Consider the following 23,046-nt stretch of genomic DNA (forward strand, 5'->3'; position numbering starts at 1 on the left):
ACAAACCCACTCCAGCTATGTCAAAAAACCATGATCTGACGCAGGTGCAGGCGGCCTGCCGGGCCTTCCCGGCCCGCTTTCAAACCCTGCACCTGGGCACCGTCGGCGCCGACGGTCTGCCCGAGGCCAGCTACGCGCCCTATGTGAGCGACGCGGGACGCTACTTCGTGTACCTGAGCGAGCTGGCGCGGCACACCGCCAACCTGCGCGCCACGGCGCGCGCCAGCGTGCTGTTCATCGAAGGCGAGCAGCAGGCCGCACACCTGTTCGCCCGCGAACGGCTCACGCTGGCCTGTCAGGCCAGCGAGTGCCCGCGTGGCAGCCCGCACTTCGAGGTGATCCTGGATTTGTTCGGCCAGCGCTTTGGCAAGTTCATGCAGGTGATCCGGCCGCTCGAGGACTTCCTCCTGTTCGAGCTGGTGCCCGTGTCGGGCTCGTACGTGGCGGGCTTTGCCCGCGCCTACACGCTCGATGGCGACGACCTGGGGCGGCTGCGTCACCGCAACGAGCAAGGCCATCGGGCGCCGGACGCTCAGGCCGAACGCCGCCTGAGCGAGCAACTGCCTTCCTGATCGTCCCGCCACCTGTTTCAACCCCAACAACCGGAGTCGTCCATGAACGCTGCGCCTTATTGCGAGGAGGAATACACCCTGCCATCGGTCGAAGCCTTGCTGGCCGGCACGCTGGCGCTCTTGACCGGCTACGCGCAGTCAGCCCCCGACTGCGCAAACCGCCCATTGCTGGCGCGAAAACTGGTCTCCAACCTGTATTTCCTGGCCGCGCATCCACTCCTGTCGCCGCCCATGCGCACCATGCTGGGCAACTTGCGCACGCGCTGGCAGCTCGAGCAGGAGAAATTCGAGCCCAACCGCTCCCAAACCCAGAGCGCCTGCCATTGGCACGAGGCAGCGCAGCGCGTGCAATGAAGTGCCGCTCCACCGAAACGAGGAAAACCACCATGAAACCAGACCCCCAACCGGCAGCAAGCATCCGCCAACAGTTTGCCCAAGCGCGCGCCCTGGGCCTGCGCGCGCGTGAAGCCGCGGCATTCATCGGCCAAAGCGAGGGCGCCGCGCTGGCGGCCCACGTCGGCTTGCACGAGCAAGCACTGCAGGCCGTGCCCTTGCATGGCAACTGGCTGGAGCTGTTGCAGTCGCTGCAGGCCTGCGGGCCGCTGCTGGCGCTGACCCGAAACGACAGCGTGGTGCATGAAAAAACCGGGGTCTACCAAAAGATTTCGGCCAATGAATCGATCGGCCTGGCCTTGGGCCCAGACATCGACCTGCGACTGTTCTTCGACCAGTGGCAGGCCGGATTTGCCGTCCGTGAGACGGCCACCAGCGGCGCAGCAGACCGTATCAGTTTGCAGTTCTTCGACCGCTATGGCGTGGCGGTACACAAAATTTTTCCGACTCCGCAGACCGATCACATGGCATGGACGCAGCGTGTCAACCGTGCCGTCGCACCGCAACGAACGGTGGCGTTCTTGCCCGCAGCGCCGCGCGCGGACGCACGCACCGCGCCGGACCCCAACGCCGATGCCTTTCTCAGTGCCTGGGGTGCAATGACCGACACGCACCAATTTTTCCCCTTGTTGCGCCAGTTCGGGCTGGCACGCCAGGCCAGTTTTTGGCTGGCACAGGGCCGCTACACGCACCGGGTAGGCACGGGAGCGGTGCGCGAAACGCTGCTGGAAGCGGCCTTCGACGCCACCCCCATCATGTGCTTCGTCGGCAGCCCGGGCTGCATTCAAATCCACAGCGGACCGATCCGCCAGGTCGAGCCGCTCGAGCACGACGGCAAGAGCTGGCTCAACGTGCTCGACCCCGGCTTTAGCCTGCACCTGCGCGAAGACCTGATCGAGAACGTCTGGGTGGTGGAAAAGCCGAGCGACAACGCAACGGTGACATCGCTTGAGCTGTTCGACCGCCAAGGTGAACTCATGGCCATGTTTTTCGGCGCGCGCAAGCCCGGCCAGCCCGAGCTGATGGCCTGGCGGCAGATTCTGGCGCATTTGCCGGTACTCGACGACCAAGCCCTTGCGGTGCAGGCATGAAAGCCAGCGTCGTCAGCGAGCCGCTGCGGCCCACAGGGGGGGCGGGCTGGTCGCGCCGCGCGCTGCTGGGCGCAGCCGGCGGCTGGGGCTTGGGCGCAGCCTGGGCGCAGCCGCCCAGCCGGCGGCTGATCAGCGTCGGGGGCGGCATCACCGAGGTGTTCTTTGCCCTGGGCCTGCAACACCTGCTGGTCGGCACCGACAGCACCAGCCTGTACCCGCTGGCAGCGCAGGCCACGCCCAAGGTGGGCTATATGCGCCAACTCTCGGCCGAAGGCGTGCTGTCGCTGCGCCCGCACGCGCTCGTCGCCAGCGCCGACGCCGGCCCGCCGCTGGTGCTGGAACAAATACGCAGCGCCGGCGTTCAGGTCGAACGGGTGGCCTCAGAACACAACTGGGACGATCTGCGGCGCAAGGTGGCTGCAGTGGGACGGGTGACACAGCAACAGGCCAGCGCTGCCCGGTTGCAGCAACAGCTCGACAAGCGCTGGGCCGCGGTGCAAGAGCAGTTGCAACGATCCCCCCGCCAACCCGGCCCGCGGGTGTTGTTCGTGCTGGCGCATGGCGCCAGTCCGCTGGTGTCGGGCGAGCAAACCGCTGCGCACGCCATGATCGGCCTGATAGGCGCACGCAACGCGCTGAGCGGCTTTGCCGGCTACCGACCCATGACCAGCGAAGCCCTGGCGCGGGCCGCACCCGATACGATTCTCACCACCACCCAGGGCCTGCTGGCCCAGGGGGGCGCAGATCGCTTCTGGCAGCGCCCCGAACTCGCATTGACGCCGGCCTTTCGGCGGCGCAGACATGCGAGCGCGCTGGTGCACCTGGACGCGCTTGAACTGCTCGGCTTTGGTCCGCGGCTGCCCGACGTGGTGCTGCGCCTACACCAGCGCGTGGTGCTGGCATGACAGCGAGCACGCTCACGCTCACGCAGGCGCAGCGCGTGCCGTTGCGCGCTCACCCTGCGGCCGGCGTGCTGCTGCTCGCCGCTCTGGCTCTGCTGCTGGTGGCCACCTTCGTGTTTTCCGCCGGCCAGGGCGCCTACAGCCTGCCGCTGCGCGAATTGCCGCCCTTGCTGTGGAATGCGCTGCAACAAGACGCCGCGGCCGTCGAGCACAGCGTCAGCGAGCTGGTGTTCTTTCACATCCGTCTGCCGCGCCTGCTGCTTGCCGTCGCAGCCGGCGCCGGGCTGGGGCTGGCCGGTGCGCTGATGCAGGGCTTGTTTCGCAACCCGCTGGCCGACCCCGGCCTGATTGGCGTGAGCAGCGGCGCCGCGCTGGCCGCCGGCGTCACCATCGTGCTCGGCAGCCTGTGGTTTCCCGACCTGCCGCGCAGCCTGGGCAGTTGGACCTTGGTGCTGATGGCGTTTGCAGGTGGTCTGAGCGTCACGCTGCTGATTTACCTGCTCGCGCGCGGTCCTGCGGGTACCCACATCGGCCTGATGCTGTTGGCCGGCATTGCCATCAATGCACTGGCCGGCGCGGGGCTGGGCATGCTCAGCTTCCTCGCCAGCGACGAGCAGTTGCGCAACCTGCAGTTCTGGCTGCTGGGCAGCCTGGGCGGCGCGCGCTGGAGCGCGGTCTGGCTGGTGCTGGGCATCACTGCCGTGGTGGGTCTGATCGGGCTGCGGCTGGCGCACGCGCTCAACGCGCTGGCGCTGGGCGAGGCGCAGGCGGTGTTGCTGGGCGTGCCGGTCGAGCGCGTGAAAAAAATCGCCATCGTGGTGGCGGCGCTGGCGGTTGGCGCCATCACTGCCACCACCGGCATCATCGGCTTTATCGGACTGGTCGCACCGCACATGGTGCGGCTGCTGATCGGGCCCGACCACCGCTGGGTTCTGCCCGGCGCGGCGCTGCTGGGCGCCGTGCTGGTGCTGCTGGCCGACGCCGTGGCACGCACCGCACTGCAGCCGGCCGAGATGCCGCTGGGTGTGCTGACCGCCCTGATTGGGGTGCCGTTTTTTCTGCTGCTGCTGCGCAGCACACACGGCAGCCGCCTCCTATGAACCCAGATCATCACCCACATCACCCATCACCCGGCAGCGGCAATCCCGCCGCGGCCTTTCACCCCAGGAGAAGCCCTTATGGACAAGACCGCTGTGCTCAACACTCTCAACCGCATCATGGAGCTCGAACTCGCCGGCGTGGTGCGCTACACGCACTACGCGCTGATGGTGTACGGCTACAACCGCATCCCTATCGTCGACTGGCTGCGCGAGCAGGCCGATGAAGGTCTGGTTCATGCCCGCACCGCCGGTGAATTGGTTACCTGGCTGGGCGGCCATCCCTCGCTTGCCATTGGGCCGCTGCTGGAGACGCACCAGCACGACATCGGCGCCATTCTGCGCGAATCGCTGACCCATGAGGCCCATGCCTTGCAGGCCTACGAAGAATTGCTGGCCCTGACCGAGGGGCGCAACGTGCGGCTGGAAGACTATGCGCGCGACATGATTGGCGAAGAACTGGCGCACCACGACGCGGTTGACAAGATGCTGCGCCAGCCCGGCCAGACGCAGGCCTTTACCGAGGCGTGAATCGGCGCCGGCGATGCTCCCGCTCCTTGGCTGCCTGAGCAAGCGGCCAAGGAACACCAGAACACTCAAACACGGCGCGCGCGCCTGATCGCAGCGCCTGCCGATCACCCCTCAGAGACGCAAGCCATGACACCTGCACCACCCCCCAACACAGCGCGTCGGCGCCACCTGCTGGGCGCGGCCGCCGCTGCCCTGGTCCTGCCCTCGGCCTGGGCCCGCGCGCCCGGCAGCAGCGGCCGCATCCGGCTGGTGATTCCTTTTTCGGCCGGAGCCACGTCCGATTTGCTGGCCCGCCCGATCGTGGCCGCGCTGGAAAGCGAGCTCGGCCAGACCATCGTGATTGAAAACAAACCCGGCGTGGGCGGCATGCTGGGCGCGGCCGAGGTGGCGCGCGCCGCGCCTGACGGCCTGACCCTGGCCTGGGGCACGGTCAGCAACCACGCGATTGCGCCCAGCCTGTTCACCCAACCCCTGTACGATCCGCTGCGCGACTTCACCCCCGTTGCGCTGCTGCTGAGCGTGCCGCATGTGGTGATGGTGCACCCCAGCGTGCCGGCGCGCAACGTGCCCGAATTGGTTGCGCTGCTGCGCGCCAACCCGGGCCGCTTCGACTACGCCAGTTCGGGCAACGGCACCATCTCGCACCTGATTGCCGAGGCTTTCAAGGCCGCCACCCGTACCTTTTCAGTTCATATTCCGTACCGCTCGTCGGCTCAGGGCCTGCCGGACTTCATTGCCGGGCGGGTGGCGCTGATGTTCGACACCGTGGTGATGTCGCGCCCCTTGGTGCAAGACGGCCGTGCGCGTGGTCTGGCCGTGACTTCCGCGCAACGCTCGCACGTCTTGCCCGAACTGCCGACCCTGCAGGAGTCGGGCCTGGCCGAGCTGCGCGATTTCGAGGCCAGCGGCTGGTTTGGCATCTACGGCCCGCCGCAGTTGCCCGCCCCAGTGGTCGAACGCCTGAACGCGGCATTGAACCGGGTCTTGCAGCGCAGCGATCTGCAAGCCAGCCTGCGCGCCACCGGAGCCAGCATTCTGGGCGGCACGGCGGCGCATTTTGCGGCGCACAACCAGCGCGAGGTGGCGCGCTGGTCGGCACTGATACGTCGCCTGGGCGTGCGCGTCGATTGAGCTGCCGCCATGCGCACAACGGATTTATGGACCACCAGGGCCAGCAAGCCCGGTCTGCAAGCAGCGTCGCGGGCGCGCGCCTGGGCGCCGTCTGCGAGCGGCCCCGACTGCTTGCAGGCGCAGGGGGTGAGCGTGCACGCCGCCGGCGCCAGTTTGCTGCAAGCGGTCGATTTGCATCTGGACGCCGGTGAAGTGGGCGTCTTGCTGGGGCCCAACGGGGCCGGCAAGTCGACCCTGCTGTCGGTGCTGGCGGGGCTGCAGGCGCCGCACGCGGGCGCGGTCTGGCTGAATCAGCAACCCGTCAGTGCCGCGCAGTTGCACCGCCTGGCACGCCAGCGCGCCGTGCTGCCGCAGGAGTGCGCGGTAGCGTTCGACTTTCGCGTGCAAGACGTGGTCGAGCTCGGCCGCTACCCACACCGCCAGCAGCCGGCGTCCCATGAGGCGGCCATCGTTCAGTCGGCCATGCAGCTCGTCGGCGTGGCGTCCCTGGCGCGGCGCTCACTCGCCAGTTTGAGCGGGGGTGAGCGCGCCCGCGTCCAGCTCGCGCGCGTGCTGGCGCAAATCTGGCAACCCAGCGCCGACGGTCGCGCCCGCTGGCTGCTGCTGGACGAGCCGACCGCCGCGCTCGATCTGCGGCACCAGCACGAGGTGCTGCTGACCGTGCGGCGCTGGGCGCGCGAGCAGGGGGTGGGCGTGCTGGCGGTGCTGCACGACTTGAACCTCGCGCTGCGCTACGCCGACCAGGTCTGGGTGCTCGACGGCGGCTCTCTGGTTGCCAGCGGCCCACCCGCGCACGTGCTGTGCCCGGCGCTGCTGCAACGCGTCTGGCAGGTGCAGGCCAGCCCGGTGCACGCAGCCGACGGCGTGCTGCAGTTGCTCATTGCGGGCGGCGACGACACGCTGCCCGCCGCGTTTGATCAATGACCCCGTGGCCAAGACGAAAGGAGTATTCATGAGTAACAGCACCAAACCGGGCGGACCGCGCCTGCGCACCCTACACGAGGGCGCCCGTGTGTACGAGCTGGTGGCCGAACACGCCGCGCTGGCGCGCCAGATCGGCGGCTTGCAGCGTCAGGTGGGCGCGCAGTTGCAGCACAGCGCGCAGCGAATCGACACGCTGGAGACCCAGTTGCTGCAACTGCGCGCGCAACTGCTCATCACGCGCAGCAGCGTTCTGTGGGGGCTGGGTCTGGGATTGGCGGGTCGGCTGGCGTCACGGGCGGCTGCGGCCAGCGCTGCGCGACCGCGTGCCAGCCAGAGCAGTTGGTCGCAGGCCAGTCAGGTCATTTGCCAGACCGGCTGCGTCGGCCACGCCCACCCCTGGCTGCAAGACGACGGTCTGTGTCTTCGCACCGGTCAGGCTTGTGAGCAACAAGACGCGGGCAAGCAGGGGGCTTGAGCGGCTCACGTGACATGAACCTAAATCCGGCAGTTGACCGCGCAGTTTGCGCTGGAAACGCCCAGGAACACACACTCATTTGACCACGAAGGCGCTCACCTGCTGGGTGAGAGCGCTACGCACCCGATTGAGCCGCCCTGGGGCGGCCCACTCGGGCGCGTCCAACTGCCGGATTTAGGATGACTCAAAATGACCGAACCGGGCTCAGTTTTTCCTGCGCTTGGCCGATGTAGCGAGCATGCACGCGATCGTCCGTTCCTGCGCCCGTCTGGTGCCCGCCTGGCAGCGCTGGGCTGCGGGCGCTGTGCTGCTGGGTGTCTCGGCCCTGTCGTGGGCGACCGAAGCAGCGCCGCCCCAGCCCGAGTGGACACTGACGTCTGACGGTGCCCACCTCATTCAGCACAGCTCCCGGTTGATCTGGACGCGCTGTGCCGCAGGGCTGCGCTGGAATGGCAGGCATTGCGTGGGCCAGTTGCTGTTGCTGGATCACAGCGCAGCCAACGCCCTGGCACGCCAACGGGCCAGGGATGAGGGTGTGGCCTGGCGTTTGCCGCACCTGAAAGAATTGCAACAACTGGCCCGCCTGAGCCAGCAATCACCCGGCGCAGGCCGGGCCACGCTGCCTGTGGCCAGCCAGGGCTGGAGCTGGAGCGCTACCGCTGCCATCAGGATGCGTTCGGTCAATATCTACAACTACAACAACATTGCGCAAGGCATAAGCGGCCAGAACGTCAACCAGTTGCAGTTCATGCATGGCTGGGCGGTCCACACGGGCACGGGCGAGCAGCGCAACGATGCGCTCAGGCGCGCGCCCATGATGGTGCTGCTGGTTCGTCCGGCAGGCGATTGATCGCGCCCGCTGCCACTTCAGTGCCGCCTGCAAGCCTGTGTCACACGCTGCGCGAGCTGCTGCAGCGCCTGCCAGGGGTCGGTTGGCCAGTCGGCTTGTTTGAGGCCCTTGACAATGCCGTCTACCGTGTGCGCGTCTTGCAGCCAGTGCGCCAGTTGGGTCTGACTCAGGTGCGGCAAGACGCGCTCGAACAGCTTTTCCTTCACGCCCCAGATGCGGTTTTCGCGCAGTGCCAGCGGCAGCGCGCGCCCGGCGTCGAGCGCGCGCTTCGCGCGGTTGAGGCTGCGAATGTCTTCGGCCAGTGCCCAGTGCACCAGCACCGCCGCCTCACCCTCGGCTTGCAGGCCGTCCAACATGCGCTGCGCGCGCAGGCTGTGCCCGCCCAGCACCGCCTCGCAGAGCTTGAAAACGTCGTAGCGCGCCACGTTGAGCACGGCGGCCTGCACCTGCTCCAGGCTGATTTCACCCACGGGGTGCAGCAGCCCGAGTTTCTGAATTTCTTGCTGCGCGGCCAGCAGGTTGCCCTCGACCCGGTCGGCAAAAAATTGCAGGGTGCGCTGGCCGGCTTCTCCGGCGGCGACGCGCTGGCCCTGCTGCTGCAAGCGCTGCGCGATCCAGTTTGGCAGCGCGCTTAGCGTCACCGGATCGACCTTGACGCTCACGCCTGCGCTCTCCAGCGCAGCAAACCAGGCGCTCTTTTGGCTCGCGCCATCGAGCTTGGGCAGCAGCACCAGCGTGAGGGTGCTGTCGTTGCCGGGCGCGCTGGCGGCGATTTGCTGCAAGGCGGTGGCACCGTCTTTGCCGGGTTTGCCGGACGGGATGCGGATTTCGACCAGTTGTTTGTCGGCAAACAGACTGAGCGAGTTGACGCTGGCGAGCACCGCACTCCAATCGAAGTGCGCACCCAGCACGCTGTGTACGCGGCGTTCGCTGTGGCCTTGCTGGCGTGCCGCGGTGCGCAGCGCGTCGGCCGCTTCTTGCAGCAGCAGCGGCTCGTCGCCGTGCAGCGTGTACAGCTTTTGCAGGCCACGCTGCACGTGGGCTGCAAGTTGGGCGGCAGCAATTTGCATGGCGCGGCGCTGGCTCAGCGCGCCGGCACGGCCGCCAGGCGGCGCATGAGCTGGCGCACGAGATCGGTTTGCATGTCGCGGTAGATTTGCGCTTCTTCGGCCTCTTTGGCCAGTACCGCGCCTTCGGTGAAGCTGATGGGGCGCTCGAGCAGCAACTCGGTCTCGGGCAGCAGTTCCTGGCCGTCCGCGCGGCGCAGGCTGAAGCGAAAGCGTGTGCGCAGCAGCAGTTCGCGCACCTGGCCGGCGGCGGTCTGGCCGACCACGGTGCGTTCGCGCTGATCGGTCATGACGTTCAGCACGACCTGGGCTGCAGCGGCGTTGGCGGGTGTGTCGTGGGTGAGCACACGCAGTCCGGCCGCGCTGAGCGCGGCACGCAATTCGCGCGTCACCGGTGTGTTTTCGTGGCCTTGCACGCGCAGCGATTCAAAGGCGAAGCGGGGTGTCCCGCGCAAGACAAAGCCACAGCCGGACAGGCCCAGCAGGGCAGCGCCGCCCAGCGTCAGCGCACGCAGCAGCCGCCGCCGGGTAGGCGCCAGGGGAGCGACGGGGGAGGAAAGATTCATGGCGAGCAGCGCAGCCTCTCAGAGCACGATGTTGACCAAACGCCCCGGCACCAGCACCACCTTCTTGGGGCTGGTGCCGGGCGCGTGTTTCTGGAACGCAGCGCTGGCCAGCGCTGCGGCTTCGACGGCGGCGCGTTCGGCGCCGGCGGCCACGCGCAGGCTGCCGCGGTGCTTGCCGTTGATTTGCAGCACCAGTTCGATTTCGTCTTGCTGCAGCGCCGCTTCGTCCGGTGCCGGCCAAGGGGCATCGAGCAACTCGCCCTGGGCGCGGGCGTAACCCAGTTCCGTCCACAGCGCATGGGCAAGGTGCGGACAGGCCGGGTAGAGCATGCGCAGCAGCAGCGACAGGCCTTCGCAGCGCAGCGCGGCGTCGCCTGGGCTGTGGTCGAAAGTGAAGTCTTCCAGTGCGTTGAGCAGCTTCATGCAGCCCGAGACCACCGTGTTGTACTGCATGCGCTGGTAGTCGTAGCTGACTTGTTTGAGCACCAGGTGCATCTCGCGGCGCAAGGCGCGCGCTTCGGGGCGCAGGCTGGCCTGGCTCAGGTCTTGCGCGCAGGCGGTGCGCAGCGCGTCGGCGTTGCGGTGTGCACAGGCCCAGACCCGGCGCAAGAAGCGGTAGCTGCCTTCCACCGCCGCGTCGTTCCACTCCAGCGTGGCCTCGGGCGGGGCGGTGAACATGGTGTACAGGCGCGCCGTGTCGGCGCCGTATTTTTCGATCAAGTCCTGCGGATCGACACCGTTGTTCTTCGACTTGGACATGGTGCCCACGCCTTCGTAGTCGATGGCGCTGCCCGCGGGCAGTGCGCCGACGGCGAATTGAAGCCGGGCGCCGACGATCTTGCCGCCTTCGTCGAGCACGTTTTCCACCTCGTGCGGCCAGAAATAGTCTTTGCCGCCCCGTTCGGTGCGGCGCGAGTAGATGTGGTTGAGCACCATGCCTTGCGTGAGCAGCTTGGCAAAGGGTTCGTCGACCTTGAGCAGCCCGAGGTCGCGCATCACCTTGGTCCAAAAACGCGCGTACAGCAGATGCAAAATGGCATGCTCGATGCCGCCGATGTACTGGTCCATCGGCATCCAGTAGTTCGCGCCGTCACCCACCATCTGCTCGGCGTTGCTCGGGTCGCAGTAGCGCATGAAGTACCAGCTCGAGTCGACGAAGGTGTCCATGGTGTCGGTCTCGCGCCGTGCGCTCTGGCCGCAAACGGGGCAGACCACGCCGGCGTGAAAACCCTCGTGCTTGTGCAGCGGGTTGCCGCTGCCGTCGGGGATGCAGTCCGGCGGCAGCAGCACCGGCAGGTCTTGTTCGGGCACGGGCACCGCGCCGTGTTCGGCGCAGTGGATGATGGGAATCGGCGTGCCCCAGTAGCGCTGGCGGCTGATGCCCCAGTCGCGCAGGCGGAAGGTGGTTTTCTTCTCGCCAAGCCCCTTTTCTGCGAGCAGCAAGGCGACCTTGTCGACCGCGGCCTTGTAGGTCAAACCGTCGAGCACGCCGGAGTTGACGCACACGCCATGTTGCTTGTCGGTGTACCAGTCTTGCCAGGCTTCGTCGCTGAACCGGTATGCCTCTTCGGGGGACACCAGCGCCGGGTTGGGTGCGACCACTTGCTGGATCTTCAGGCCGTACTTCTGCGCGAAAGCAAAATCGCGCTCGTCGTGCGCCGGCACGCCCATGACCGCGCCGTCGCCGTAGCTCATCAGCACGTAGTTGCCAACCCAGACCTCGATCGGTTCGCCACTCAGCGGATGGCGCACGAACAGGCCGCTGGCCATGCCCTTTTTCTCTTGCGTGGCGAGCTCGGCCTCGGTGCTGCCACCGGTCTTGCAGCTTTCGAGGAAGGTCGCCAGCGCCGGGTTGCTGGCCGCTGCGTGCAGCGCCAGCGGATGTTCCGGCGCCACGGCGGCAAACGTCACGCCCATCAAGGTGTCGGCGCGGGTGGTGAAGACGTACATCTTGCCATCGCCAATCAAAGCACCGTCGGCGCCTTTGATCTCGTGCGGGAAAGCAAAGCGCACGCCTTCGCTCTTGCCGATCCAGTTTTCCTGCATCAGCCGCACCTTGTCGGGCCAGCCGTGCAGCGTGGCCTTGGGGTTGCCCAGTTGCACGTGCTCGAGCAGCTCGTTGGCGTAGGCGGTGATGCGCAGGTAGTAGCCCGGAATTTCGCGTTTTTCCACCGGCGCGCCGGTGCGCCAGCCGCGCCCGTCTATCACCTGCTCGTTGGCCAGCACGGTCTGGTCCACCGGGTCCCAGTTGACGACCTGGGTTTTGCGGTAGGCAATGCCCTTTTCCAGCATTTTCAGAAACAGCCACTGGTTCCAGCGGTAATAGGTCGGGTCGCAGGTGGCGATCTCGCGGCTCCAGTCGATCGCCAGCCCCATGGCCTGCATCTGCTGCTTCATGTGGGCGATGTTGTCGTAGGTCCACTGGGCCGGCGGCACGCCGTTCTTGAGCGCCGCGTTTTCGGCCGGCAGGCCAAAGGCGTCCCAACCCATGGGCATCAGCACATTGTGGCCGTTCATGCGCAGGTAGCGCGTGAGCATGTCGTTGATGGTGTAGTTGCGCACGTGGCCCATGTGCAGCTTGCCGCTGGGGTAGGGCAGCATGGAGCAGGCGTAGTACTTGGGTTTGCGCTTGTCCTCGCGCACGCGATAGGCGTCGGTGGCGTTCCAGTGCGCTTGCGCGGCGCGCTCGACGTCTTGGTGGGCGTATTTTTCTTGCATGAACCAGAAACCGGCCAGCCGGTGCAGGAGAAAGGGGGTGGCTGAATTTTAGGCGTTTGGCTGCCGACAGCTTCAGCGCGCTGCTGGCGCCGTGGCAGCAGCGCTCGGGTCGGCGACGAAGCCGATGCGCGACAGGCCCGCCGCCTGCGCCTGCCCGATCAGGTGCAGCACGCGGCCATAGGGCGCGGCGGCATCGGCGCGCAACTGCACTTCGGTCGCCGGGTTGCGCTGTGCGGCTTGCTGCAGGCGCTGGCGCAACTGCTCGTTGTCGATCGGCTGGTCGTCCCAAAAGGTCTGGCCCTGCGCGTCCAGCCCGATCGAGACATAGGCCGGGGCAGGGCTGGTCGCGGTCTTGCCCTGCGCCTGCGGCAGCTCCAGCACCAGCCGGCTGGACAGAGCGGGGGCGGCGGCGATGATGAAGATCACCAGCAGCACCAGCATGACGTCGATCAGCGGGACGACGTTGATCTCGCTCATTGGCCGCTGGCTGCGGGCCTGTTCCAAGCGGCCAAAGCTCATGCCTGGCCCCCGGCTGGGCAAAGCAAGGCGTGCAGATCGTGCGCAAAGCCTTCCAGATCGGCCTCGATGCGCGCGATCTGACGCCCCAGCACGTTGTACGCCAGCACGGCCGGAATGGCCACGGCCAGCCCGGCAGCGGTCATCACCAGCGCCTCGCCCACCGGGCCAGAGACCTGCTCGATGCGAAACGTCTCATCGAGCCCGATGGCGCTGAGCGCGTGGTAAATGCCCCAGACCGTGCCCAGCAGGCCGACGAAGGGCGCCGTGGCACCCACCGAGGCCAGCAACACCTGGCCGAACTGCAAGCGCTCCAACACCCGATGCAGCGCATCGCGCAGCACACGGGTGAGTTGCTGCGTGCGCTGGGCGTCGGCGGCCAGCGTGTTCGGCGCACTGCGCTGCAGGTGGCGCGCTGCCAGCAGCAAGGGCAGCAGCAGGCGCTGGGGATCGAGCGCCTGCAAACGCTGTTGCGCCTCGTCCAGTTGCGCGGCCTGCCAAAAGGCGGTGCAGGCCAGTTGCAGTTGGCTGCGGGCGCGGCGCAATCGCCAGCCCTGCCAGAAAATCACCACCCAACTGGCCACCGACATGGCCAGCAGCAGCAAGGCCACGCCCTGGCTGATGGCGTCGCCTTGCTTGAGGGTTTGCCAGGCGCCCACGGTGCTGCTGCTGCGGCCGACCGCTCAGCGCAGGCCGAGCACGTCAAACATGTCGTACAGCCCGCGCGGGCGCTGCGCCAGAAAACGCAGCGCGCGCAGGCTGCCCTGGGCGTAGCTGGCGCGGCTGCTCGACTTGTGGCTGATCTCGATGCGCTCGCCCGTGCCGGCAAACAGCACCGTGTGGTCGCCGACGATGTCGCCGCCGCGAATGGTGGCAAAGCCGATGCTGCAGGGGTCGCGTTCGCCGGTCACACCCTCGCGCGCATAGACCGCGCAGTCGCGCAGATCGCGCCCGAGTGCGTGGGCAATCACCTCGCCCATTTTGAGCGCGGTGCCGCTGGGCGCGTCGACCTTGTGGCGGTGATGCGCCTCTATGATTTCGATGTCGTAACCTGTTGCCAGGGCCTGCGCCGCCAGCTCCAGCAGTTTGAGCGTGACGTTGACGCCCACGCTCATATTGGGCGCCATGACGATGGCGATTTGTTGCGCGGCGCTAGCGATTTCCTGTTTTTGCGCGTCGTTGAAGCCGGTGGTGCCAATCACCGCTTTCACGCCGTGTTTGACGCACGCGCGCAGATGCGCCAGCGTGCCTTCAGGACGGGTGAAGTCGATCAGGAATTCGCTGCCGGTCAGCCCCGTGGCCAAATCGGCGCCGATGGGCACGCCGCTGGTCTGGCCGGCGAATGCGGCCGCGTCCCGACCGATGGCCGAGCTGCTGGCGAGGTCGAGCGCGCCCGTCAAACAACAATCGCCGCTGGCGCGCACCGCTTCGACCAGCATCTGCCCCATGCGGCCGCTGGCACCGGCCACGCAGACGCGGTGCAGGGCGGGCGCGCTCATCGGGCGGCTCCGGCGCCGGCCTCCAGCGGCGGGAATACGCGCCCGGGCGTGGGCGGCACCGGGGTTGGTGCAGCCAGCGGCGGGTGCCGTTCCAAGAACGCGCTCAACTGCTCGGGTGTGGCTTGCAGCGGCAGTGGCCGCGCCACCACGCGCTGGTGCGCCAGCGCCGCGACAAATTCATTTTGGGTCGGCAGCTCGTCGCTCTCCACGCGCTCCAGCACGTCGTCCTTGAAAAACACCGTCAGCCGACGCTGCTGCGGTTCTTGCCCCTGGCGCTGCAGCGTGAACACGTAGTCCCAGCGCTCGCCGTGAAAAATGCTGCTCAGCAACGGCGAGCCCAGAATTTGACGCACCTGCTGGCGCGACAGGCCGACTTGCAGCGCCTGCGCCTGTTCGCGCGTGACCACGTTGCCCTGCTGGATGTCGATGCGGTAAGGCGTGATCAGGCCGGTGATGCTGGGCACGGCGGGCAGCCGCTCGCCCACGGCGGCGCAACCCGACAAAATCAGCACGGTCGCCAGTGCGCCCAGCCGCGCAGCGGCGCGCCAGGGCTGCGAGCGAGCGCGGGAGCTTGGGCGAGAACGACTGAAATGATGCATGGGGTGAGGCATGGAATACACCGGTACGAGCGTCAAGCGCAGCGCTGACGATATGATGCGGCCATTGTAGCCCCGGAGGTTCTTTTGCCGTCGGTGCCCTGCACCAGCCAGCCATGACCAACATCGATGAACTGAAGAACACCGGGCTCAAAGCCACGCTGCCGCGCCTGAAGATTCTGGAGGTGTTCCAGAGCGCCAAGCAGCGCCACATGACCGCCGAGGACGTGTTTCGCGTGCTGCTGCAAGCCCATTCCGACGTCGGGCTGGCCACGGTCTACCGGGTGCTGATGCAGTTCGAGCAGGCCGGCTTGCTCACGCGCAGCAACTTCGAGTCCGGCAAGGCGGTCTACGAACTCAACGAGGGCCAGCACCACGACCATCTGGTGTGCCTGGACTGCGGCCGGGTAGAGGAGTTTTTCGACCCCGAAATCGAAAAGCGCCAGCAAATGGTGGCCAAGGCGCGCGGCTTCATTCTGCAGGAGCACGCCCTATCCCTTTATGCCAACTGCAACAAGACCGATTGCCCGCACCGCAAAAGCGGTGATCGGGGCTGATGGAGCCTGACTCGGACGGTTCAGACGCCGAGCATGCGTCGCAAGCTTATTGATCCGGCCCGCAGCAGTCTTGCGCTCCGTTCGGGCTGAGCTGGTATTTCCGACAGGCTCAGGGCGAACGGTTGCTACTTCACCGGGCCGGATCAATAGGCCAGGAGCCGGTTGCAACGCGTGTGCAGAGGGCGCCAACCGGATAGGGCAAAAAGGCGGCAACTGGCGTTGCAGAAAGAGTCGCGGCATGCCGCGACTCGCTGGCGGCGCTCAGACCCCACTCGGCAGCCATCGCGCGCGTTTCGGAAGGTTTTCTGGCGAACCCTGACGCTTTCCGGTGCGAAAGCACCGTCAAGCCTGCGGCCGCACCATGTCAGCCGGGTTCACCCAGCGATCGAAGTCCGCCGCGCTCACGTCGCCCAAGGCCAGCGCCGCCTCGCGCAGGGTGCTGCCTTTTTGGTGCGCGTGTTTGGCAATGGCCGCGGCGCGGTCGTAGCCTATGTGCGGGGTCAGGGCTGTCACCAGCATCAGTGAACTGTTCAGCAGCGACTGGATGCGTTCGCGCTGCGCTTCGATGCCGCGCACGCAATGCACATCGAAGCTGGCCATGCCGTCGGCCAGCAGACGGATGCTTTGCAGCAGATTGTGGGCGATCAGCGGCTTGTAGACGTTGAGCTCGAAATTCCCCGAAGCGCCGCCAATGGTGATGGCCACGTCGTTGCCCATCACCTGGCAGCACAGCATGGTGAGCGCCTCGCACTGCGTGGGGTTCACCTTGCCCGGCATGATGGAGCTGCCCGGTTCGTTTTCGGGCAGGGTGATCTCGCCCAGGCCGACGCGCGGGCCCGAAGCCAGCCAGCGCACGTCGTTGGCTATCTTCATCAACGCCACCGCCAGCGTCTTCAGGGCCCCGTGCATCGCCCCAGAGCGTCGTGCGCAGCCAGGGCCGCGAACTTGTTGGGCGCGCTGGTGAAGGGCAGATGCGCGCCCCGGGCCAGCTCGGCTGCCACCCGTGGCCCGAACTCGGGGTGGGTGTTCAGGCCCGTGCCCACGGCCGTGCCGCCGATGGCCAGCGGGTAGAGCGCGGACAGGCTGGCCTGGATATGCAGCTCCACCTGCGCCAGTTGCGCCGCATAGCCCGAAAACTCGTCGCCCAGCGTCAGCGGCGTGGCGTCCTGCAGGTGGGTGCGACCTATCTTCACGATGTCGGCAAAGGCTGCGGCCTGGGTCGCCAGCGTCTGGCGCAGGCCCGCCAGCGCCGGCAGCAGCGCCACGATGATGTCGTGCGCCGCCGCCAGATGCATGGCCGTGGGGAAGACGTCGTTGGACGACTGGCCCAGGTTCACGTCGTCATTGGGGTGCACCAGACGGCCGGGGCCGCGCGGGCCGCCCAGCAGCTCGGAAGCCCGGTTGGCCAGCACCTCGTTCATATTCATATGGCTCTGCGTGCCCGAGCCGGTTTGCCAGACCGAGAGTGGGAATTCGGCATCGTGCTCGCCGTCCAGCACCTCTTCGGCCGCGCTGACGATGGCCATGGCCTTATCGGGCGCCAGCAGGGTCAGCTCCAGGTTCACGCGGGCGCTGGCCAGCTTGACCATGGCCAGCGCCCGCACGATCTCCTGCGGCATGCGTTCGGTGGAGATGGCGAAGCAGGCCAGCGAGCGCTGCGTCTGCGCGCCCCAGAGCCGCTCCTTGGGCACCTCGATGGGGCCGAAAGTGTCCCACTCCGTGCGCGTGGCAGCGGATGGGGTGGGGGTGAGCAATGGCATGACGATGCTCCTGCGGGAGTGGCGGACAACTTGGTCGAGGAGGCTATTACACACCCGCCGTTGTGCGCAGAGCACCGCAGGTGCGTCTAATGGACAATATCGGTTCAATACAGTCTGCGCCGCCTGCCCTGCCAGGCGGGGCCGAAAAGGAAGCCCACCATGTCGCCTCACTACCACCAGTTCTGCGAACTCTTTGCCCAACTGGGCCTGTCCGGCAACGAGAAAGACATCGCCGTTTTCATCCAGCGGCATTCGCCGCTGGACCCGCGCACCCGGCTGGAAGATGCACCCTTCTGGACGCCGGCTCAGGCCGCACTGCTGCGCGAGGAACTGGTGGGCGACGCCGACTGGGCCGAAGTGGTGGACCAACTCAACCTGGCCCTGCGCGAACCAATGCGCTGAAAGGGCGGGGGTCGCAAAGCCCCTGCGCTGCCGCCGGCTTCAGTTGTCGCCGCGCAGCATGGTAGCGCGGTGGCGCGCGACAAATTCCTGGTAGGTGTCGATGCCGCGCAGTTGCAAAATGGTGTTGCGCACGGCGGCTTCGACCAGCACCGCGATGTTGCGTCCGGCCACCACCTGAATCACCACCTTGCGCACCGGAACGCCCAGCACGTCTTGGTACAAGGGCTCGTGCGGCATGCGCTCGTAGTCGCGCTCCAGGGTTTCCTTGCGCACCAGATGCACGATCAAGCTCAGGCGCATCTTGCGGCGCACGGCGGTCTCGCCAAAAATGGTCTTGATGTCGAGCAGGCCGATGCCGCGCACTTCGAGCAGGTTTTGCAGCAGCTCCGGGCAGCGGCCTTCGATGCTGGCTTGGTTGATGCGGTGCAGGTCGACCGCGTCGTCGGCCACCAGGCCGTGGCCGCGCGAGATCAGCTCCAGGCCAAGCTCGCTCTTGCCCAGGCCCGATTCGCCGGTGATCATCACGCCCATGCCCAGGATGTCCATGAACACGCCGTGCATGGATATGCGGTCGGCGAAATGGCGCGACAGGTAGGCGCGCAGCACGTCGATCACGAAGGCGGCCGACTGCTGGGTGGAGAAGGTCGGTATTTGTGCCTGCTCGGACATCGCCAGCAGGTTGGCGGGAATGGTCTGGCCGTCGGCCACCACCAGTACCGGCGGCTCGAGTGTCACGATGCGGGCGACGCGGCGGTGGTTGTCGTCTTCGTTCGGGCTGCTCAGGTAGGCGACCTCGCGCTGGCCGAGCACCTGTACCCGATACGGGTGGATGTAATTCAGGTAGCCGACCAGATCGGCGCCGGAGCGCGCCGCGCGCACCGCTACTTCGTCAAAGCGGCGCTCGCTGGCACCCAGCCCCGCCACCCATTGCCACTTCAGGTTGTCGCGGTGGTCTTCAAACAGCACATCGGCGCTGACGACGGTCGGTTTCACGGCCGCAGCACCCGCTCAGGCGGCGGCGTGCACCGACTGCCAGGCCGCAATCAGGCGGTGCAAGGCCTGGGATTCGCTGGCTGCTTTGAGCTGCTCGCGCAGCCCGCTGTCGCTGAGCAGTTCGGCGATTTCGGACAAAATCTCCAGATGCTTCTGGGTTGCCGCTTCGGGCACCAGCAAGAAGATCACGAGTTGCACCGGTTGTTCGTCCGGGGCGTCAAAGCCGATCGGGCTGGCCAACTGGAACACCGCAGCCAGCGGCTGCTTGAGGCCCTTGATGCGGCCGTGCGGAATCGCCACGCCGTGGCCCAGACCGGTCGATCCCAGGCGCTCGCGCGCAAACAGGCTGTCGGTGATCAGGGCGCGGTTGAGACCGTGCAGGGATTCAAACAACAAGCCGGCTTCTTCAAACGCACGTTTCTTGCTGGTTGCTTCCACGCGCGCAAGAACTTGCGCGGCGGGCAAAATGGCGGAAAGTCGGTTCATACGGGCCTCTTGAGAGGCGAATTATGCCGACTGGATCGGCCTTGGCTAGACTGCAGCCACAAAAAAAGCCGCTTGACTTTTCAAGTGGTTTGTTGCAGTGCAGCATATTTTTCTGGAGGTCGAGACGGGCGTCTCGCTGACGCGCGTCACATCAAACGCTTGGCCGGTTCGTGGTTGTGCTCCTGCAGTTTGTCTTTATGACGCAACACCTGGCGATCGAGTTTGTCGGCCAACTCATCTACTGCCGCGTACAGGTCGGCGTGGGCACTTTCCGCGAACAGGTCGCGGCCCTTGACGTGAATGCTGCACTCGGCGCGCTGGCGCAGGTCTTTTTCTTTCTGGTTGTCCACCATCAGCAGCACCTTGACATCTACCACCTGGTCAAAGTGGCGGGTGATGCGTTCGAGCTTGCTGGTGACGTAGCTGCGCAGCGCGGGCGTAACTTCAAGATGATGGCCGCTGATCGTCAAGTTCATAAAAGAGCCTCCTTATGCTCCGGTGGGACACAAACCGCCAAGCCGACAAATTGCCCGGCGGTCACGGGGATGTCACGAGGCCACTATGCCGCATGAATCTTCGCCGGCACCAACCACGACGGCAACAAAACGTAAAAATAATGCTTTAGGTGAGCAGCGCCACCGCGGCCGAAAAAGTCAGAAAGGCGGCTGCGGTGCTGACCAGAATGATGCGGGCGATGCGTCCGTTGTCGGCGCCGAAACGCTCGGCCAACAGCGAGACGTTGCTGGCGCTGGGCAGCGCCGCTATCAGCACCATCACGGTAAGGGCAAAGGGGTCGAGCGGCACCCCCAGTTGTATGGCTGCGCTGCCCACGGCCAGCACCAGCAGCGGGTGCAGCAGCAGCTTCATCAGCACCACCGGCACGTAGTCGCTCAGCGGCATCGGGTGGCTGGACTGCAGTTGCGCGCGCGCCAGCACCGCGCCGATGGTGAACAGCGCCACTGGGGACGCGGCGTCGGCTAGCAGCCAGACAGTTTTTTGCAGCGGCGCGGGCAGCGTGAACTGCACCGCCGAGGCCAGCGCGCCCAGAATGATGGCCCAGGGCATGGGGTTGGTGAGGACGCCGCGCAGCGCCTTTTGGCCCGCCACCCGCATGGCTGCGCGCCCATTGTGACCCGCGCTTTCATCCAGCCGCGACAGCGCAATGCATAGCGAGCTGGTGATCACCATGTCGACCAGGATCAGCACGATCACGGTGCCCACGCTGTGCGGCCCGAGCAGTGCCGCCAACAGTGGCACACCCATGAAGCCGGTGTTGGGAAAAGAAGCCACCAGCGCACCGAACGAGGCGTCGTTCCAGCGCAGGCGCTGGTTGATCGTCATGGCGATGGCAAACGCCACCATGGCCAGCGCACACAGCAAATAGACGCCGAACACCGAGGCGTCGAGCAACTGCGCCACCGGCGTGGTCGAGCCAAAGCGGTACAGCATGGCCGGCAGCGCAAAGTACAGCACGAAGCCGTTGAGTCCGGGGATCGCCTCCAGTGGCAGCCAGCGCCGGTGCGCCGCCACAAAGCCAGCCAACACGAGCGCAAAAAACGGAAAAGTCACGAGCAGGATTTGCAGCACGGCGGCATTGTCGCAGGCAAGCTCCACTATCATCGGCTGCCTTGTCACCGGCGCGCGTGCCCATCTCTTGAAATGTCCAGCGGACTGAATCTGGCTCAGCTCGAAGCGGTCAACCACCTGGGCGGACCGTCGCTGGTGCTGGCTGGCGCCGGTTCGGGCAAAACGCGCGTCATCACGCACAAAATTGGCCGACTGATCCAGGCTGGCTTGGCGCCCGAGCGCATTGCCGCGATCACCTTCACCAACAAAGCGGCGGCCGAAATGCGCGAACGCACCAAGCAGTTGGTTGGCCGCCCGGCGCAAAAGGTCTTGATCTGCACCTTTCACGCGCTGGGTGTGCGCTTGCTGCGCGCCGACGGTGCGGCGCTCGGCCTCAAGCCGCAGTTCTCGATTCTGGACAGCGACGACATCACCAGTTTGCTCAAAGACTGCGGCGCCAGCACCGATCTGGCGCAGGTGCGGCAGTGGCAGTGGTGCATCAGCGGCTGGAAGAGCGCCGGCCTGAACGCGCAGCAGGCGCTGGCGGCGGCGCAGAACCCAGAGCAGCAGCACTGCGCCACCCTCATGGCGCACTACGAAGAACGCCTGAGCGCTTACCAGAGCGTAGATTTTGACGACCTCATCAGCCTGCCGCTCAAGCTGCTGCGCCTGCACCCCGAGGTGTGCGAAAAATGGCAGAAACAGATGGGCCACGTGCTGGTCGATGAGTACCAGGACACCAACGCCAGCCAGTACGAGTTGCTCAAACTGCTGGTCGGTGAGCGCGCGCGGCTGACCGCCGTCGGCGACGACGACCAGAGCATTTACGGCTGGCGCGGCGCCACGCTGGACAACCTAAAACGGCTGCCGCAGGACTTTTCCGCGCTCAAAGTCATCAAGCTGGAACAGAACTACCGCTCGACTGGCGCCATATTGCGCGCCGCCAACCACGTCATCGGCCCCAACCCCAAGCTGTATCCGAAAACGCTCTGGAGCGAGCTGGGCGAGGGCGAGCCGGTGCGCGTAAGCGCAGCCGACCACGAAGAGCACGAGGCCGAGCGTTGTGTGGCGCGTATCCAGGGCTTGTACGCGCAGTCGGCGGCGCCGCAATGGCGCGACTTTGCCATCCTGTACCGCGCCAACCACCTGGCGCGCGTCTTTGAGCAGGCACTGCGGCGTGCACAAATACCGTATAGCGTCTCGGGCGGACAAGGCTTCTTTGACCGCGCCGAAATCCGTGACCTGTGCGCCTGGTTGCGCTTGTTGGCCAACCCGGACGACGACCCGGCATTCCTGCGCGCGGCCACCACGCCCAAGAGCGGCATTGGACACAGCACGCTGCAACAACTGGGCAACTTTGCCAGCCAATACAAGCTCAGTTTGTTCGAGGCGCTGTTTTCCCATTCGCTGGCTGCCGCGTTGCCGGCGCGCGCGCTCGCTGCGCTGCACGAATTCGGTCGCAGCGTCAACGAGCTGCAATACCGCGCCCGCCACACCTTGGGTTTTGAAGCGGCACGCGCCTTGCTGGGCGAATGGCTGCACGACATCGGCTACGAAAAACACCTGCACGACAGCGCAGACAGTGCCAAGGCCGCCAGCGTTCGCTGGGCCCATGTGCTGGACTTTTGCGACTGGGTGGCCAAGCGCTGCGGCGGCCCACTTGAGGACGGCAGTGCGGCAGCGCTGCCGTCCGAACGCAAAAACCTGTTGGACGTGGTGCAAACCATTGCCCTGCTCTCGACCCTGTCGGAGCGCGAACAAGATCAGAATGTGGTGACGTTGTCGACCCTGCACGCCGCCAAGGGGCTGGAGTGGCCACACGTGCTGCTGGTGGGTGTCAACGAAGGCCTGCTGCCGTTCAAGCTCGAAGCAGCGCCAGACCAGGACGCCGACGCCCAACAGGTGCTGGCGCTGCGCCTGCAGGAGGAGCGCCGCCTGATGTACGTCGGCATCACGCGGGCGCAGCGCACGCTGGCAGTGAGCTGGCTCAAGCGGCGCAAGGTCGGGCGCGCCAGCGTGCCCGGACAGCCCAGCCGTTTCATTGCCGAAATGGCGCTCGATCAGGTCAGCACGCGCGCAGACCCGCGCGAGCAATTGCGTGCGCTGCGCGCCGAATTCGCCCAGCGCGCCAGTGAACAGGCGGCGTTGAAAGTGGCAGCGCACAACGAAGTTGTGCAGGCGATAGCAAGAGCCATAAAAGTTCCATAGCTGAAAGCTATTCATGCGCGGCGATGGCTTGACTTGCATCAAGCGTGGTTCGGGTTTGTCCGATTAGAGTGATTTCGTCACGAGCCAGTGTCTGCGCACGAGCGCCCTGCCGCTTTGCTGCACTGCCGTGATCTTGCCTGACCCAC

At 66.3% G+C, this 23,046-nt stretch carries 24 protein-coding genes and 1 pseudogene; 13 read left to right on the top strand and 12 right to left on the bottom strand.

Translation table 11 applies throughout. The features are described 5' to 3' along the window. Positions 1 to 17 precede the first annotated feature (17 nt). The 10 genes from EST26_RS02150 to EST26_RS02195 all read left to right on the top strand — a co-directional run bounded on the left by EST26_RS02150 (position 18) and on the right by EST26_RS02195 (position 7,966). Positions 18 to 572 carry a pyridoxamine 5'-phosphate oxidase family protein gene (locus EST26_RS02150; RefSeq protein WP_291065019.1) on the top strand — a complete coding sequence of 185 codons (555 nt, stop codon included), beginning with the start codon at positions 18 to 20 and terminating at the stop codon, positions 570 to 572. Positions 573 to 614: 42 nt separating this feature from the next. Next, entirely contained in the window at positions 615 to 926 is a 312-nt protein-coding gene (locus tag EST26_RS02155; RefSeq protein ID WP_291065020.1) for a hypothetical protein, read from the top strand. Between the two features lie 32 nt (positions 927 to 958). Then, complete coding sequence (locus EST26_RS02160; protein WP_291065021.1) at positions 959 to 2,056, top strand: ChuX/HutX family heme-like substrate-binding protein; 1,098 nt, start codon at positions 959 to 961, stop codon at positions 2,054 to 2,056. Further along, positions 2,053 to 2,961 (top strand): ABC transporter substrate-binding protein, encoded by a 909-nt coding sequence (locus tag EST26_RS02165; RefSeq protein WP_291065022.1) that lies wholly within the window; start codon positions 2,053 to 2,055, stop codon positions 2,959 to 2,961. Before EST26_RS02160 ends, EST26_RS02165 begins: the two co-directional genes overlap by 4 nt. Next, positions 2,958 to 4,058, top strand: a complete 1,101-nt coding sequence (locus tag EST26_RS02170; RefSeq protein ID WP_291065023.1) for an iron ABC transporter permease — start codon at positions 2,958 to 2,960, stop codon at positions 4,056 to 4,058. Before EST26_RS02165 ends, EST26_RS02170 begins: the two co-directional genes overlap by 4 nt. Positions 4,059 to 4,136: 78 nt before the next feature. Beyond that, entirely contained in the window at positions 4,137 to 4,586 is a 450-nt protein-coding gene (locus EST26_RS02175; protein WP_291065024.1) for a ferritin-like domain-containing protein, read from the top strand. Between the two features lie 126 nt (positions 4,587 to 4,712). Beyond that, a complete protein-coding gene (locus EST26_RS02180; RefSeq protein WP_291065025.1) occupies positions 4,713 to 5,717 on the top strand; it encodes a tripartite tricarboxylate transporter substrate binding protein in 1,005 nt (334 codons plus the stop codon). A gap of 9 nt (positions 5,718 to 5,726) precedes the next feature. Then, positions 5,727 to 6,641 (top strand): heme ABC transporter ATP-binding protein, encoded by a 915-nt coding sequence (locus EST26_RS02185; protein ID WP_291065026.1) that lies wholly within the window; start codon positions 5,727 to 5,729, stop codon positions 6,639 to 6,641. Positions 6,642 to 6,669: 28 nt separating this feature from the next. Then, positions 6,670 to 7,116, top strand: a complete 447-nt coding sequence (locus EST26_RS02190) for a hypothetical protein (protein ID WP_291065027.1) — start codon at positions 6,670 to 6,672, stop codon at positions 7,114 to 7,116. Between the two features lie 238 nt (positions 7,117 to 7,354). Then, the gene (locus EST26_RS02195; RefSeq protein ID WP_291065028.1) at positions 7,355 to 7,966 is read left to right on the top strand and encodes a DUF1566 domain-containing protein; all 612 of its coding nucleotides are present in this window, start codon (positions 7,355 to 7,357) and stop codon (positions 7,964 to 7,966) included. Positions 7,967 to 7,983: 17 nt separating this feature from the next. Here EST26_RS02195 and holA read toward each other — a convergent pair whose 3' ends face one another. From holA to EST26_RS02230, 7 genes are all read right to left on the bottom strand, one after another. Continuing rightward, a complete protein-coding gene (gene holA / locus EST26_RS02200; protein ID WP_291065029.1) occupies positions 7,984 to 9,036 on the bottom strand; it encodes a DNA polymerase III subunit delta in 1,053 nt (350 codons plus the stop codon). Positions 9,037 to 9,050: 14 nt separating this feature from the next. Next, a complete protein-coding gene (lptE, locus tag EST26_RS02205; protein WP_291065030.1) occupies positions 9,051 to 9,599 on the bottom strand; it encodes an LPS assembly lipoprotein LptE in 549 nt (182 codons plus the stop codon). 18 nt (positions 9,600 to 9,617) lie between these two features. Then, a complete protein-coding gene (gene leuS, locus EST26_RS02210; protein WP_291065031.1) occupies positions 9,618 to 12,317 on the bottom strand; it encodes a leucine--tRNA ligase in 2,700 nt (899 codons plus the stop codon). A 72-nt stretch (positions 12,318 to 12,389) separates the two neighbouring features. After that, positions 12,390 to 12,836: a biopolymer transporter ExbD gene (locus tag EST26_RS02215; RefSeq protein WP_291065032.1), complete on the bottom strand. Its 447-nt coding sequence runs from the start codon at positions 12,834 to 12,836 to the stop codon at positions 12,390 to 12,392. Next, on the bottom strand, positions 12,833 to 13,492 hold the full coding sequence (locus tag EST26_RS02220; protein ID WP_291065033.1) for a MotA/TolQ/ExbB proton channel family protein: 660 nt from the start codon (positions 13,490 to 13,492) through the stop codon (positions 12,833 to 12,835). Before EST26_RS02220 ends, EST26_RS02215 begins: the two co-directional genes overlap by 4 nt. A 24-nt stretch (positions 13,493 to 13,516) precedes the next feature. Then, entirely contained in the window at positions 13,517 to 14,332 is an 816-nt protein-coding gene (gene dapB, locus EST26_RS02225) for a 4-hydroxy-tetrahydrodipicolinate reductase (protein ID WP_291065035.1), read from the bottom strand. Next, positions 14,329 to 14,931, bottom strand: a complete 603-nt coding sequence (locus tag EST26_RS02230; protein ID WP_291065037.1) for an outer membrane protein assembly factor BamE — start codon at positions 14,929 to 14,931, stop codon at positions 14,329 to 14,331. Before EST26_RS02230 ends, dapB begins: the two co-directional genes overlap by 4 nt. Positions 14,932 to 15,044: 113 nt before the next feature. Here EST26_RS02230 and fur point away from each other — a divergent pair, with 113 nt between their 5' ends. Further along, on the top strand, positions 15,045 to 15,485 hold the full coding sequence (fur, locus tag EST26_RS02235) for a ferric iron uptake transcriptional regulator (RefSeq protein ID WP_291065039.1): 441 nt from the start codon (positions 15,045 to 15,047) through the stop codon (positions 15,483 to 15,485). A gap of 342 nt (positions 15,486 to 15,827) precedes the next feature. Here fur and fumC read toward each other — a convergent pair. Then, positions 15,828 to 17,245 (bottom strand): annotated as a pseudogene (gene fumC, locus EST26_RS02240) (class II fumarate hydratase). 159 nt (positions 17,246 to 17,404) lie between these two features. On the opposite strand from fumC, the gene EST26_RS02245 reads away from it, so the two are divergent. After that, positions 17,405 to 17,647, top strand: coding sequence for a DUF2789 domain-containing protein (locus EST26_RS02245; protein ID WP_291065041.1), 243 nt, complete (start codon positions 17,405 to 17,407; stop codon positions 17,645 to 17,647). A gap of 39 nt (positions 17,648 to 17,686) precedes the next feature. On the opposite strand, the gene hprK is transcribed toward EST26_RS02245, so the two are convergent. The 4 genes from hprK to EST26_RS02265 form a co-directional block, all read right to left on the bottom strand. Next, entirely contained in the window at positions 17,687 to 18,640 is a 954-nt protein-coding gene (gene hprK, locus EST26_RS02250) for an HPr(Ser) kinase/phosphatase (RefSeq protein ID WP_291065043.1), read from the bottom strand. 15 nt (positions 18,641 to 18,655) lie between these two features. Further along, positions 18,656 to 19,126 (bottom strand): PTS sugar transporter subunit IIA, encoded by a 471-nt coding sequence (locus tag EST26_RS02255; RefSeq protein WP_291065044.1) that lies wholly within the window; start codon positions 19,124 to 19,126, stop codon positions 18,656 to 18,658. A gap of 146 nt (positions 19,127 to 19,272) precedes the next feature. Next, positions 19,273 to 19,602 (bottom strand): ribosome-associated translation inhibitor RaiA, encoded by a 330-nt coding sequence (gene raiA, locus EST26_RS02260; protein ID WP_291065045.1) that lies wholly within the window; start codon positions 19,600 to 19,602, stop codon positions 19,273 to 19,275. Between the two features lie 145 nt (positions 19,603 to 19,747). Further along, positions 19,748 to 20,713 (bottom strand): AEC family transporter, encoded by a 966-nt coding sequence (locus tag EST26_RS02265; RefSeq protein ID WP_291065264.1) that lies wholly within the window; start codon positions 20,711 to 20,713, stop codon positions 19,748 to 19,750. Positions 20,714 to 20,785: 72 nt separating this feature from the next. Here EST26_RS02265 and EST26_RS02270 point away from each other — a divergent pair, with 72 nt between their 5' ends. Then, positions 20,786 to 22,900, top strand: a complete 2,115-nt coding sequence (locus EST26_RS02270; protein WP_291065047.1) for a UvrD-helicase domain-containing protein — start codon at positions 20,786 to 20,788, stop codon at positions 22,898 to 22,900. The last annotated feature ends 146 nt before the right edge of the window (positions 22,901 to 23,046 follow it).

The sequence above is a fragment of the Hydrogenophaga sp. genome, from assembly GCF_014773545.1.
GTDB lineage: Bacteria > Pseudomonadota > Gammaproteobacteria > Burkholderiales > Burkholderiaceae_C > Hydrogenophaga.

Excerpts from the sequence above, each read along its gene's own strand:
- EST26_RS02150 (WP_291065019.1), top strand. The coding sequence starts at position 18 with ATGTCAAAAAACCATGATCTGACGCAGGTGCAGGCGGCCTGCCGGGCC.
- EST26_RS02155 (WP_291065020.1), top strand. The coding sequence starts at position 615 with ATGAACGCTGCGCCTTATTGCGAGGAGGAATACACCCTGCCATCGGTC.
- EST26_RS02160 (WP_291065021.1), top strand. The coding sequence starts at position 959 with ATGAAACCAGACCCCCAACCGGCAGCAAGCATCCGCCAACAGTTTGCC.
- EST26_RS02165 (WP_291065022.1), top strand. The coding sequence starts at position 2,053 with ATGAAAGCCAGCGTCGTCAGCGAGCCGCTGCGGCCCACAGGGGGGGCG.
- EST26_RS02170 (WP_291065023.1), top strand. The coding sequence starts at position 2,958 with ATGACAGCGAGCACGCTCACGCTCACGCAGGCGCAGCGCGTGCCGTTG.
- EST26_RS02175 (WP_291065024.1), top strand. The coding sequence starts at position 4,137 with ATGGACAAGACCGCTGTGCTCAACACTCTCAACCGCATCATGGAGCTC.
- EST26_RS02180 (WP_291065025.1), top strand. The coding sequence starts at position 4,713 with ATGACACCTGCACCACCCCCCAACACAGCGCGTCGGCGCCACCTGCTG.
- EST26_RS02185 (WP_291065026.1), top strand. The coding sequence starts at position 5,727 with ATGCGCACAACGGATTTATGGACCACCAGGGCCAGCAAGCCCGGTCTG.
- EST26_RS02190 (WP_291065027.1), top strand. The coding sequence starts at position 6,670 with ATGAGTAACAGCACCAAACCGGGCGGACCGCGCCTGCGCACCCTACAC.
- EST26_RS02195 (WP_291065028.1), top strand. The coding sequence starts at position 7,355 with ATGCACGCGATCGTCCGTTCCTGCGCCCGTCTGGTGCCCGCCTGGCAG.
- holA (WP_291065029.1), bottom strand. The coding sequence starts at position 9,036 with ATGCAAATTGCTGCCGCCCAACTTGCAGCCCACGTGCAGCGTGGCCTG.
- lptE (WP_291065030.1), bottom strand. The coding sequence starts at position 9,599 with ATGAATCTTTCCTCCCCCGTCGCTCCCCTGGCGCCTACCCGGCGGCGG.
- leuS (WP_291065031.1), bottom strand. The coding sequence starts at position 12,317 with ATGCAAGAAAAATACGCCCACCAAGACGTCGAGCGCGCCGCGCAAGCG.
- EST26_RS02215 (WP_291065032.1), bottom strand. The coding sequence starts at position 12,836 with ATGAGCTTTGGCCGCTTGGAACAGGCCCGCAGCCAGCGGCCAATGAGC.
- dapB (WP_291065035.1), bottom strand. The coding sequence starts at position 14,332 with ATGAGCGCGCCCGCCCTGCACCGCGTCTGCGTGGCCGGTGCCAGCGGC.
- EST26_RS02230 (WP_291065037.1), bottom strand. The coding sequence starts at position 14,931 with ATGCATCATTTCAGTCGTTCTCGCCCAAGCTCCCGCGCTCGCTCGCAG.
- fur (WP_291065039.1), top strand. The coding sequence starts at position 15,045 with ATGACCAACATCGATGAACTGAAGAACACCGGGCTCAAAGCCACGCTG.
- EST26_RS02245 (WP_291065041.1), top strand. The coding sequence starts at position 17,405 with ATGTCGCCTCACTACCACCAGTTCTGCGAACTCTTTGCCCAACTGGGC.
- EST26_RS02255 (WP_291065044.1), bottom strand. The coding sequence starts at position 19,126 with ATGAACCGACTTTCCGCCATTTTGCCCGCCGCGCAAGTTCTTGCGCGC.
- raiA (WP_291065045.1), bottom strand. The coding sequence starts at position 19,602 with ATGAACTTGACGATCAGCGGCCATCATCTTGAAGTTACGCCCGCGCTG.
- EST26_RS02270 (WP_291065047.1), top strand. The coding sequence starts at position 20,786 with ATGTCCAGCGGACTGAATCTGGCTCAGCTCGAAGCGGTCAACCACCTG.